The organism is Microbacterium nymphoidis, from assembly GCF_021044885.1.
Taxonomy (GTDB): Bacteria; Actinomycetota; Actinomycetes; order Actinomycetales; family Microbacteriaceae; genus Microbacterium; species Microbacterium nymphoidis.
Map to the genome: position 1 here is coordinate 126,488 of NZ_JAJNOD010000007.1, position 10,672 is coordinate 137,159.

The following is a 10,672-nucleotide window of genomic DNA, read 5'->3' on the forward strand; positions in this document are numbered from 1 at the left end:
CGGATTACTTCTTCAGCGCGTCCGCGAGCAGCGTGAAGTAGTCGTCGATGCCCCACGGGATCGACAGCGGGGAGGGGTTCGCCGACGCCGCGAGGGGGGTGTCGCTCTCCAGCACGGCGACCGCGCCGGCAGCCACCGCGGGGATCTTGCCGATGAGGGGATCGGCCTGCAGCTGCGTGACGAAGTCGGATCCGGCGGCGCCGTAGGTCACGAAGAGATCCACGTCGTCGAACTTCTGCGCCTGCTCGGAGCTGACGGTGAGGTAGAACTGGTCGCTGTCCGCGGACTCCTCCACGATGCCGGGCACGGGAAGACCCAGATCCGCGAGGAATCCGGGGCGGGTGTCGGCCTTCGTGTAGTAGCCGACCTGGCTCATGTCGGCGGCGTCGATGTAGCTGAAGAGGACCTTCTTGTCGCGCAGCGCGGGGTGGGCATCGAGTGAGGTCTGCACCTGCTGCTCGAGGTCGGCGATCAGGGCGTCGCCCTCGGCGGCCAGCCCCAGCGCCTTCGAGTCGAGACGGATCATGTCCTGGTAAGAGGTGCCCCAGGCCACGTCGGGGTAGGCCACCACGGGCGCGATCTTCGACAGGGTGTCGTAGTCCTCCTGGGTCAGGCCGGAGTACGCGGCAAGGATGACGTCGGGCTGCGTGTCCGCCACGGCCTCGAAGTCGATTCCGTCGGTCTCGTCCCACAGCGCCGGGGTCTCGGCACCGAGCTCGGTCAGCTTGTCCTCCACCCAGGGCAGCACGCCGTCCTTGTCGTCGTCACCCCAGGTCACCTTGGCCATCCCCACGGGCACGACGCCGAGCGCGAGCGGCACCTCGGCGTTGCCCCACGCGACCGTCGCCACGCGTTCGGGCTTCTTCTCGATCGTGGTGGTGCCGTACACGTGGTCGATGGTGACCGGGAAGGTGTCCGCGCTCGCGATACCGGCGGCCGGTGATTCCTCGGACGGGGCGGCGGTGGACGTGGAGCAGGCCGCGAGACTGGCGGTGAGCAGCGCTGCAGTGACGGTGAGGCCGAGTAGACGTGACAGGCGCACGGTTGGTTCCTTCGAGGTGGGAGGGATGCCTTCATATGATGTAGGTGAGGCTTGCCTAAATTAGCATGCCTGCCGCGCTCCGGCGAGCGTCCTCCGGTCACGATGCGACATACTGGGCGGCGGGATTCACGTGGTTCGGAGGTGCGCATGACCCACCGGGACGACTCCCTCCCCGGGGGGCTCGCGTTCGAGACACCGACAACCTCGCCCCAGCCGGCCGCTCCCCAGACCACGACCGATTCCGGCACGATCCTCGGCATCATCGCACTGGTGCTGAGCGTGACGGTTGCCCCTGCCGGCCTGGTGATGGGCATCGTCGGTGCTGTGCTGTCCCGGCGACGTGGTGTCGGCAACGTCCCCGCGGTGGTGGCCATCGCGCTCGGCGCCGTCATCACGCTGGTGTGGATCGCGCTGATTGCGTTCCTCGTGTTCGGTGTGGCGATCCCGCTCCTGTCCGCGTGCGCGGAATACGGCCCCGGTGTGCACACTCTCGACAACGGCTCCACCCTCTCGTGCTCCGCCCCGGGGTGACCCTCCCGCATTAGGCGACACGCCCGGGTATCGCATAGCCTGGAAGGCTCGGTACACGGGCAGAAGGGTTTCCCGTGGGTTACATCGATATCAATGCCGTCTCGCTCACGCTGCCGGATGGACGTCCGCTGCTCGACGAGGTCACCTTCCGCGTGGGCGAAGGGACCACGACCGCGCTCATCGGCGAGAATGGCGCCGGCAAGTCGACCCTGCTGCGTATCATCCGCGGCGAGCAGAAGCCCGATTCGGGCGCCGTCACCATGGCCGGCGGGCTGGGGGTGATGGATCAGTTCATCGGGCACTCGCGGGAGGCGGATCCGGCCAGCTCCCCGACAGTGCACACGCTGCTCGTCGACGTCGCCCCCGCCGCCATCCGTGCCACGGCGCAGGCCCTCATCGCCGCGGAGCTGGCGCTCATCGAGCACGACACCACCGACACGCAGATGCGCTATGCCACCGCCATCGCGGAGTACGCCGATGCCGGCGGCTACGAGTACGAGACGGTGTGGGATCGTGTCACGATGGCGGCGATGGGGCTGCCGTTCGAACGGGCCCAGTACCGGGAACTCGCCACGCTCTCCGGCGGGGAGCAGAAGCGTCTCGCGCTGGAGGCGCTGCTGGCTGGTCCGGACGAAGTCCTCCTGCTCGACGAGCCCGACAACTACCTTGATGTGCCCGGCAAGCGCTGGCTGGAGGAGCAGCTGCGCGAGACGCGCAAGACCGTGCTGCTGGTCTCGCACGACCGCGAGCTGCTGGCCCGCGCGGCGGATCGCATCGCCACGCTGGAGGTCAGTCCGTCGGGCGCCTCGGTGTGGGTCCACGGCGGATCGTTCGCCACGTATCACGAGGCGCGTGAGGCGCGAATGGACCGGCTCGACGAACTGCGCAGACGCTGGGACGAGCAGCACGAGAAGCTCAAGAAGCTGGTCGCGACGCTGAAGGTCCAGGCGGCGAACAACGCCGACATGGCCTCCCGCTACCACGCGGCCCAGACACGCCTCGCGCGATTCCTGGACGCCGGCCCACCGCAGGAGCGGCCGCGTGATCAGAACCTCGACATGCGTCTGCGGGGTGCCCGCACGGGCAAGCGTTCGGTCATTGCGTCGGATCTGGAGCTCACCGGGCTCATGAAGGCGTTCGACACGGAGATCTGGTTCGGCGACCGCGTGGGCGTGCTCGGCTCCAACGGGTCGGGCAAGAGCCACTTCCTGCGACTGCTGGCACGCGGCGGCACCGACCCCGACGGCACGCTCGGGCACATCACCACAGCGGGGCAGAAGGCGGCTCCCGTCGACCACACCGGCCGCGCGATCCTCGGCGCTCGTGTGGTTCCGGGATGGTTCGCGCAGACGCACGCCCACCCGGAGTGGACGGGGCGCACGCTGCTGGAGATCCTGCATCGCGGCGAGGACGACCGTGAGGGCATGCCGCGGGAGGCTGCCAGCGCCGCGCTGGACCGATACGGGCTGGTGCTGCAGGCCGAGCAGCACTTCGACCGGCTCTCGGGCGGCCAGCAGGCGCGGTTCCAGATCCTGCTCCTGGAGCTGAGCGGTGCCACGCTCCTGCTGCTGGACGAGCCGACCGACAACCTCGACCTGGTCTCGGCGGAGGAGCTGGAAGACGCCCTCCGCCGTTTCGACGGAACCGTCCTCGCGGTAACGCACGATCGCTGGTTCGCCCGCGGCTTCGATCGCTTCCTGGTGTTCGGCTCGGACGGATCGGTCTACGAGACCGAGACGCCGGTGTGGGATGAGGCGCGCGTGGTGCGGGCGCGCTGACCGTTCATCGTGCGCACCTGGCTCCTTCGCCGCGGCGTCGGGAGCCAGGTGCGCACGATGAGGCCACACCTCTGGTCAGCGTCGGCAGTCGCGCGTATCGTGCCGGGCATGTGCCGCAACATCCACACCCTTCACAACTTCGAGCCCGCCGCCTCCTCGGAGGAGGTGCACGCCGCCGCGCTGCAGTATGTGCGCAAGATCGCCGGCACCACGAAGCCGTCGCGCGCCAACCAGGAGGCGTTCGATCGCGCTGTCGCCGAGATCGCGCACATCACGCAGCATCTGCTGGACGATCTGGTCACCAGTGCGCCGCCGAAGAACCGCGAGGAGGAAGCGGCGAAGGCGCGCGCGCGTGCCGTCGCATCGGGCCGGTACCAGACCGCCTGACGGCGCTCAGCGCGCCTGCAGGTAGGCCAGCACCGCCCGGACCCGGCGGTTCTCCTCCACCGGCGACAGGCCGAGTTTCAGGAAGATGTTGCCGACGTGTTTGCTGACTGCCGCGTCGGAGAGCACGAGCGCCGTGGCGATGTCGGAGTTGGACATCCCGTCGGCCATGAGCGCCAGCACCTGGCGCTCCCGCGGTGTGAGGCCCTCCAGCGGACCCGGCGCTGACCGGGCGAGGAGTGTGCGGACCACCTCGGGATCGATCACCGTCCCGCCGGCGACGATGCCGGAGAGCGCCCGTTCGAAATCGCGCACATGAGCGATGCGGTCCTTGAGCAGGTAGCCGAGCGCACCACCGGGCAGCGTGAGCAGATCCTGGGCGTAGCTCTCCGCGATGTACTGCGACAGCACCAGGACCGGCTGCTCCGGCACCTGTCGACGCAGCTCGATCGCTGCCCGCAGCCCGTCGTCGGTGAGATCGGGCGGCATCCGCACGTCGGTGATCACCAGATCCGGGGCGGGATCCAGCGCGTCGAAGGTGGTGAGGAGCTCCGGTGCCGAGGCGGCGCGCCCGACGATCTGATGGCCCAGTCGCTCCAGCAGCGCGATCAGGGCCTCACGCATCAGAGCCGAGTCCTCAGCCAGCAGGATTCGCATCCCGGCTCCTCTCTGCGTATCCGGGCACCGGGACGCGCATGGACAGCAGCACTCCGGACCGGCGCCCGCTCGTCGTCGACACCGTCAGCGTGCCACCCAGACTCGCGGCCCGCTCGCGCAGTCCCGCGACGCCCGTCCCCCGCCCTTCGCTCACCGCGCCGCCGCCGTCGTCGAACACCGTCACCACCAGCTCCTCGAGCTCCACGCGGGCATCCACGGTGACGAGGGATGCCGCAGAGTGCTTCGCAGCATTGCTCAGGGCTTCGGTGACCAGGTAGTACGCGGCGGTCTCGGCGGGGGCGGGCAACCGGGGCACATCGACGTCCAGGTGCAGGGGCACGGGGGCGCGTCCACCGAGCTCCTGCAGTGCAGCCGCCAGTCCCCGATCACTCAGCACCGCCGGATGCAGCCCGCGGACGGTGCGACGCAGCGAATCCAGGGCGGCATCGGCGGCACCCCGAGCCGTGCCGACGGCGTGCAGCAGGGCGGAACCGTCCGGATCGACCGGTCCGGCACCAGCCGCGACGAGAGCGTCTGCCTCGAGCTCGATGATCGCCAGCCGCGCGCCCAGGGCCACCAGTTCCTGCTGCACGCCGTCGTGGAGGTCGCGCTCGATGCGCCGTCGTTCCTCATCCAGCGCGCGCACCAGCGTGGCGCGCGCCGCTGTGAGCTGCTCGACGCGTGCCTGCAGCTCGGCATCGCGAGGGGCACAGAGCAGGCGCAGCAGCGACGCCTGCGCGCCCGCGAGCACGGCGTTGGCGTAAGCGCCGACCACCAGTGTCGCGATGAACGCGATCACGAGAATCGGTGTCTTCTCGGGAGTGAGAGCCCAGCTCACGTCACCCCACAGCGTCACCACTCGCCCGGTCTCGGTGAGGGAGAGCCAGACGAAGGTGACGCACAACACCAGGATGGTGATCTCGGTGCCCACGAGGAGAAGGGCGAGAAGGCCGAAGACGAGGTTCGAGAACAACGCCCCCGCCTCCCGCCAGGTGGCGGGCTCCAGCAGCCAGATGCTGAGCCAGTGCCGCCGCTCCGAGCGCGGGACCCGCACATGCGGGGACTGCTGGGGAGGAAAGCCCAGCCAGCGTGTCCGTCGTCGCTCGATCGTTCCCACCACCAGAGCCCACAGCGGGATCAGGAGAAGCGTCGTCACCAACAGGAGGAGCCAGAACAGCGCCCACACGACGCTGAACACGAGGTATCCGAGCGAGCGCCACGGCATCGCGCCGAACAGGAACCGGTGCGGCGGCCGCCGCAGCTCGTCCCAGACGGTTGCGCTCATCACTCCACGATAGGGAAGGGGGCGGGCCTCCCATCCGCACGGGGCGAAAGAGTGGAGCCAGCTCTACCTCCGATGGCGACCCCGCCCGCTGTCGCGTGATGCGTTCCAGCGATGAAGTGGAGAAATGTCTTCTGCTGCGCCCGCTCCGGCCCCTGTCGTCGTCGCCCGCGATCTCGTGAAGTGCTACGCGCCTGCTCGCCGCGGCGGCGCCGAGACCGTGGTCCTCACCGGCGTCGACCTGACGGTGGACCCGGGTGAGTTCGTTGCGATCGTCGGGCCCAGCGGATCGGGGAAGTCCACGCTCCTCTACTGTCTCGCCGGCCTCGAGCCGCCGACCCGCGGTCAGGTGTTGCTGCTCGGCGAGGATCCCGCGAAGCTCTCGCGAGGGCGCCTGGCCCGGCTGCGCCGTCGTGATGTGGGCTTCGTCTTCCAGTTGTTCAACCTCATCCCTTCGCTGTCGGCACGCCAGAACGTCGCGTTGCCGGCTCGGCTGTCCGGACGCCGTGTGCACTCGGCGGATGTCACCGCAGCGCTGGCGGCGGTCGGCTTGGAGGACCGGGGCTCCCACCGCCCTGGCGAGCTCTCGGGAGGGCAGCAGCAGCGCGTGGCCATCGCTCGTGTTCTTGCGGCGCGTCCGCGTATCGTGTTCGCCGATGAGCCCACCGGGGCGCTCGATGGTGCCACGGGTACTGCCGTCCTCGGCCTGCTGAGCGAGGCGGCGCACTCCGGCAGCGCGGTCATCCTCGTCACGCACGATCTGGACGCCGCCGCTCGTGCTGACCGCGTGATCGTGCTGCGCGACGGGGCGATCCACGGGCAGCTTCACTCTCCGACACCGGCGGACGTGTTCGCTGCGGTCCACGCTCACGCGGCGTCCGTTGGTGCGCAGCGGTGATCCGGCTGATCGTCGCCGATCTCGCCCGCGGGTTCCGGCTGTGGCTCGGCCTGGCTGCGGTGAGCGCCGCGGTCGGCGCCGCTCTCACCTTCGCATTCGGGCTCGCCGCGCAGCCACGTCCGGCCGAGGGTGATCTGGATCAGCTGTTCTCCAGCCTGTCCGGCACCATCCTGATCTTCACAGGAATCGTCGTCCTGATCGTCGCAAGTTCCGCGTCGGTGCTGGTGATGAACCTGCGTCGTCGCTCGCTCGCGCTCTGGCAGATCGTCGGTATCCTGCCCGGCCAGGTGTTCGTGGTGAGCGTCATGCAGGTGATGCTCACCGCCCTCGTGGGTGCGGTGGCAGGCGGGCTGCTCGGGTTGAGCATGTACGTGCCCCTGTACGACTACGGCCTGGCGAGCATGAGCGAAGGGCTGCCGCAGCCTGCGATCCGGCTGTCGTCGTTCGCCTGGGCGGTCGTGACCAGCGTCGCCGTCATCGTGCTGGCGGGTCTCCGGGGCGCTCGCAGCGCCTCCCGGACCTCGCCGGTGCGCATCCTGCGCGAGCCCGAGCCGGTGTCCACGGGCTGGGGGCGCTGGGTGCGTGCAGCCGCCTGTGCGCTGGCCGTCGCCGGCACGGTCGCGCTTCCGCTCAGCATGCGAGGCGAGGGGCACCAGAGCATCACGGGCATCGCGCCCCTCCTTCCCGTGCTGTTCGCGGCTGCGCTCGCGGTGGGCGGACCGCTCGTCTATGCGGGTGTGCTCCGAGCGTGGACCGCGGTGGTCCCCGCACGATTCACGGCCTGGTACCTGGCGCGCAACAGCGCCGCGGCGCGGGCGAGTGCGTCCACCGCGGCGATCGGTCCGGTCATGGCGGCGATCGCGATGGTCGGCGGACTGTACGCCGCTGGCATGACCCTCGCGGTGGCACCGTCGAACTCGTGGGGCGATTTCTCCATCGACCCCTCCCAGCTCGTCCTCCTCTTCGGCGCGCCTCTGCTCGTGGCGATCGTGGGCGCTGCGGGAGCCGTCTACACCACCGGCAGCGACCGCCAGCGCGAACGCGCGTTGCTCACCGCGGCCGGGGCGGCGCCCGGAATGCTGCTGCGCGTGGCCGTCTGCGAAGCGGTGATCCTCGTCGTCACCTCCGTTCTGCTGGCCATGGCCGTGATCGTGCTGTCCGTCGTTCTCATCGCCACCGTCGTCGACGCGTCCAGCATCCGCCTCGCGCCCGCGCCGATCGTGATCATCGGCGGGTCCGCGCTCGGCCTCATCGTGGCGGCTACCGTGATCCCGGCGTTGGCGGGCCGCCGGATGAGCGTGATGTCCGCCCTCGCTGCGGAGTGATCGGCTCTCAGGCGACCCGGGTAGGCTGAACGGGTGACCATGGAGATCGAGATCGGCCGAGGCAAGCGCGCGCGCCGTGCCTACACGTTCGACGACATCGCGGTGGTGCCGTCCCGGCGCACCCGCAACCCCGAGGACGTGTCGACCGCATGGTCGATCGATGCCTACCACTTCGACATCCCCGTGATGGCAGCGCCGATGGACTCCGTGGTGAGCCCCGAGACGGCGATCCAGCTGGGTCAGCTCGGCGGTCTGGGTGTGCTCGACCTCGAAGGGCTCTGGACTCGCTACGAGAACCCGCAGCAGCACCTCGACGAGATCGCCGGCCTGCCCGACGCCGAAGCCACGCGCCGGATGCAGGAGCTGTACGCGGAGCCGATCAAGGCCGAGCTGATCCGCGACCGCATCGCGCAGATCCGTGCCGCCGGGGTGACCGTCGCAGGCTCTCTCACTCCGCAGCGCACGCAGGAGTTCTACGACACCGTCGCCCGCGCGGGCGTTGACCTCTTCGTCATCCGCGGCACGACGGTATCCGCCGAGCACGTCTCGAGCGTGGCCGAGCCGCTGAACCTCAAGAAGTTCATCAACGACCTCGACGTTCCCGTGATCGTCGGCGGTGTCTCCACCTACACACCCGCGCTGCACCTGATGCGCACCGGCGCGGCCGGTGTGCTCGTCGGCTTCGGCGGCGGAGCGACCAGCACCACGCGCGCGACGCTCGGTGTCCACGCCCCGATGGCCACCGCCATCTCCGATGTGGCCGCAGCCCGCCGCGACTACCTCGACGAATCGGGCGGACGTTACGTGCACGTGATCGCCGACGGCGGCGTGGGCACGTCCGGTGACATCGTTAAGGCCATCGCCATGGGCGCCGACGCCGTCATGCTGGGCGTCGCGCTCGCCCGTGCGGAGGAGGCGCCGGGGCAGGGTTTCCACTGGGGTCCGGAATCGCACCACCCGCAGCTGCCGCGCGGCCGTCGCGCCTCGGTCGGTCAGGTGGCTCCTCTGCAGGAGATCCTCTACGGTCCCTCGTCCGTCTCCGACGGCACCGCGAACCTCATCGGCGCGCTGAAGAAGTCGATGGCCACCACCGGATACTCCGACCTCAAGGAGTTCCAGCGGGTCGAGGTCGTCGTCGCGCCGTACGCCGCCGGCTGAATCGCTCGTAGCGCAGGTCCCTGTGTCCGACACCCCCGTCACGATCTTCCCGCCCACGCTGCGGGAGGTGCTGCTGCGTGCGCGCTGGCTCGGGATGCTCGCGCTCTGCCTCGTGGTGGCCGGTGTGTTCGCCTGGCTCGGGCAGTGGCAGCTGGCGCGGGCGATCGACACGGATCCGATCCCGGAGGGGGTCACCGAGCAGGTGGAGCCCATCGCCGACGTGGTGAAGCCGGGCGAGTACCTGCCCGAGCCGCTGGTCGGCCAGCGGGTCTCCGTCACGGGATCCTTCGCCGCGGAGGACTTCTTCGTCGTCTCCGGTCGCTATGACTCCGGTGAGCCCGGTTTCTGGGTGGCGGGGCAGTTCCGCGTCGCCGATGCGAGTACGCCCACCTCCCTTGCCGTCGCGGTCGGCTTCACGCCCGATCGGAGTGTGGCAGATGCAGCCGCTGTGGCCCTCAACGCCGCTCCGCCCCAGAACGTCGAACTGACCGGGCGTCTCATCTCCGACGAGGGCGCCATGGCTCCGTCGCGCAGTCAGGCCATCACCGAGATGAGCCGGATGTCCACCGCGGCCCTGCTGAACCTCTGGCATGACGCGGACGGCATCGATGTCTACCGGCAGTACCTGACCTCCGCCGAGCCCTTCGGTGATCTGGAACCGATCGTGTCCCCGGCTCCCGAGTCCTCGTCGCCCATCAACTGGCTCAACCTGTTCTACGCCGCCGAGTGGGTCGTCTTCGCCTGTTTCGCCTTCTACCTCTGGTACCGCCTGGGCAAGGATGCGTGGGAGAAGGAAGTGGAAGCCATCGAAGAGGCGAACGCCGCGGCGTGATCGCGGCCGGAGGGGGAAGCATGGGAACGCGTCACGGTCGAAGGGTTCTCCCCGCGTTGTTCCTCGCGGCCTTGCTGGCAGGGTGCGCCCCGACCCCGCAGGTGGTCGGTGGCGGCGGCGAACCCGCGGACATCAGCCGCGACGTTTTCGAGAAGAGCGTCTCGAACGAGTACGTCACGGTGACCGGAAGCACCGAGCAGTGGAGTGCGGACTGCGGCGACTGGGATGTGAAGCCGGCGGATCAGCTCGGGACTATGACGTGCACGCTGACCACGGCCGGCGGTGCCACCGTGGAGGTGGTCGCGGAGACGGGCAACGTGGACAACTGGGAGTCCTACCGGGTGACGCTGAAGGATGCGGCGGGCGCGGAGATCGCCGGCTGAGGCGACACGCCCGCCGGTGGTGCCGATTTGCCGGGTTGTTCGGTTCCGCGTAAGTTAGTTGTTGTTCGCCCCACAGGGTAGAGCGGAGGGCCTCCGGGTCCGGCTCCCCTCAAGCTGGTGGACGATCCCCCTTCATGATGATGTTGCCTTCGGGTTGGTGTTGTCGTGGGGTGGTTGCCTGGTTCCTGGTTGTCGGGTTGTCTGGTCGCGTGTTGGTGTTCTTCGGAGCGTCGGCGTGTCGGGTTTGACAGTCTGGTTTCGGCCGGTCTAGGCTAGAGAAGTTGCCCCGCAGCTAAGCCCCGTGTGGGTGGTGTGTGGGAGCATCCGATCCTTGAGAACTCAACAGCGTGCACTTGTCAAATGCCAAATAACCTCGTCACCCCTTTTTGGGGTGGGAGATTC

Annotated in this window: 11 protein-coding genes; 8 read left to right on the forward strand and 3 right to left on the reverse strand. The window is 69.2% G+C overall.

From position 1 onward, the window contains the following. Nucleotides 1-4 precede the first annotated feature (4 nt). The gene (locus LQ566_RS16480; RefSeq protein ID WP_231092864.1) at nucleotides 5-1,042 is read right to left on the reverse strand and encodes an iron-siderophore ABC transporter substrate-binding protein; all 1,038 of its coding nucleotides are present in this window, start codon (nucleotides 1,040-1,042) and stop codon (nucleotides 5-7) included. Nucleotides 1,043-1,189: 147 nt separating this feature from the next. Here LQ566_RS16480 and LQ566_RS16485 point away from each other — a divergent pair, with 147 nt between their 5' ends. The 3 genes from LQ566_RS16485 (at nucleotide 1,190) to LQ566_RS16495 (ending at nucleotide 3,738) form a co-directional block, all read left to right on the forward strand. Continuing rightward, nucleotides 1,190-1,573, forward strand: coding sequence for a hypothetical protein (locus tag LQ566_RS16485; RefSeq protein WP_231092865.1), 384 nt, complete (start codon nucleotides 1,190-1,192; stop codon nucleotides 1,571-1,573). Nucleotides 1,574-1,647: 74 nt separating this feature from the next. After that, nucleotides 1,648-3,351, forward strand: coding sequence for an ABC-F family ATP-binding cassette domain-containing protein (locus LQ566_RS16490; protein WP_231092866.1), 1,704 nt, complete (start codon nucleotides 1,648-1,650; stop codon nucleotides 3,349-3,351). Nucleotides 3,352-3,459: 108 nt separating this feature from the next. Continuing rightward, nucleotides 3,460-3,738 (forward strand): DUF2277 domain-containing protein, encoded by a 279-nt coding sequence (locus LQ566_RS16495; RefSeq protein ID WP_231092867.1) that lies wholly within the window; start codon nucleotides 3,460-3,462, stop codon nucleotides 3,736-3,738. Between the two features lie 6 nt (nucleotides 3,739-3,744). On the opposite strand, the gene LQ566_RS16500 is transcribed toward LQ566_RS16495, so the two are convergent. Together LQ566_RS16500 and LQ566_RS16505 are read right to left on the reverse strand one after the other, a co-directional pair. Continuing rightward, complete coding sequence (locus tag LQ566_RS16500) at nucleotides 3,745-4,392, reverse strand: response regulator (protein ID WP_231092868.1); 648 nt, start codon at nucleotides 4,390-4,392, stop codon at nucleotides 3,745-3,747. After that, the gene (locus LQ566_RS16505; RefSeq protein ID WP_231092869.1) at nucleotides 4,373-5,677 is read right to left on the reverse strand and encodes a sensor histidine kinase; all 1,305 of its coding nucleotides are present in this window, start codon (nucleotides 5,675-5,677) and stop codon (nucleotides 4,373-4,375) included. Before LQ566_RS16505 ends, LQ566_RS16500 begins: the two co-directional genes overlap by 20 nt. Before the next feature lie 124 nt (nucleotides 5,678-5,801). On the opposite strand from LQ566_RS16505, the gene LQ566_RS16510 reads away from it, so the two are divergent. The 5 genes from LQ566_RS16510 to LQ566_RS16530 all read left to right on the forward strand — a co-directional run bounded on the left by LQ566_RS16510 (nucleotide 5,802) and on the right by LQ566_RS16530 (nucleotide 10,270). Continuing rightward, complete coding sequence (locus LQ566_RS16510; protein WP_231092870.1) at nucleotides 5,802-6,572, forward strand: ABC transporter ATP-binding protein; 771 nt, start codon at nucleotides 5,802-5,804, stop codon at nucleotides 6,570-6,572. Then, a complete protein-coding gene (locus LQ566_RS16515) occupies nucleotides 6,569-7,897 on the forward strand; it encodes an ABC transporter permease (protein ID WP_231092871.1) in 1,329 nt (442 codons plus the stop codon). Before LQ566_RS16510 ends, LQ566_RS16515 begins: the two co-directional genes overlap by 4 nt. 39 nt (nucleotides 7,898-7,936) lie before the next feature. Further along, nucleotides 7,937-9,055, forward strand: a complete 1,119-nt coding sequence (locus tag LQ566_RS16520; RefSeq protein ID WP_231092881.1) for a GuaB3 family IMP dehydrogenase-related protein — start codon at nucleotides 7,937-7,939, stop codon at nucleotides 9,053-9,055. 94 nt (nucleotides 9,056-9,149) lie between these two features. After that, nucleotides 9,150-9,887, forward strand: a complete 738-nt coding sequence (locus LQ566_RS16525; protein WP_231092882.1) for an SURF1 family cytochrome oxidase biogenesis protein — start codon at nucleotides 9,150-9,152, stop codon at nucleotides 9,885-9,887. A gap of 20 nt (nucleotides 9,888-9,907) precedes the next feature. Next, the gene (locus LQ566_RS16530) at nucleotides 9,908-10,270 is read left to right on the forward strand and encodes a hypothetical protein (protein ID WP_231092872.1); all 363 of its coding nucleotides are present in this window, start codon (nucleotides 9,908-9,910) and stop codon (nucleotides 10,268-10,270) included. The last annotated feature ends 402 nt before the right edge of the window (nucleotides 10,271-10,672 follow it).

What these genes read in the sequence shown, in the direction of transcription:
- LQ566_RS16485 (WP_231092865.1), top strand. Translation starts at nt 1,190, where the DNA reads ATGACCCACCGGGACGACTCCCTCCCCGGGGGGCTCGCGTTCGAGACA.
- LQ566_RS16495 (WP_231092867.1), top strand. Translation starts at nt 3,460, where the DNA reads ATGTGCCGCAACATCCACACCCTTCACAACTTCGAGCCCGCCGCCTCC.
- LQ566_RS16500 (WP_231092868.1), bottom strand. Translation starts at nt 4,392, where the DNA reads ATGCGAATCCTGCTGGCTGAGGACTCGGCTCTGATGCGTGAGGCCCTG.
- LQ566_RS16505 (WP_231092869.1), bottom strand. Translation starts at nt 5,677, where the DNA reads ATGAGCGCAACCGTCTGGGACGAGCTGCGGCGGCCGCCGCACCGGTTC.
- LQ566_RS16510 (WP_231092870.1), top strand. Translation starts at nt 5,802, where the DNA reads ATGTCTTCTGCTGCGCCCGCTCCGGCCCCTGTCGTCGTCGCCCGCGAT.
- LQ566_RS16520 (WP_231092881.1), top strand. Translation starts at nt 7,937, where the DNA reads ATGGAGATCGAGATCGGCCGAGGCAAGCGCGCGCGCCGTGCCTACACG.
- LQ566_RS16525 (WP_231092882.1), top strand. Translation starts at nt 9,150, where the DNA reads ATGCTCGCGCTCTGCCTCGTGGTGGCCGGTGTGTTCGCCTGGCTCGGG.
- LQ566_RS16530 (WP_231092872.1), top strand. Translation starts at nt 9,908, where the DNA reads ATGGGAACGCGTCACGGTCGAAGGGTTCTCCCCGCGTTGTTCCTCGCG.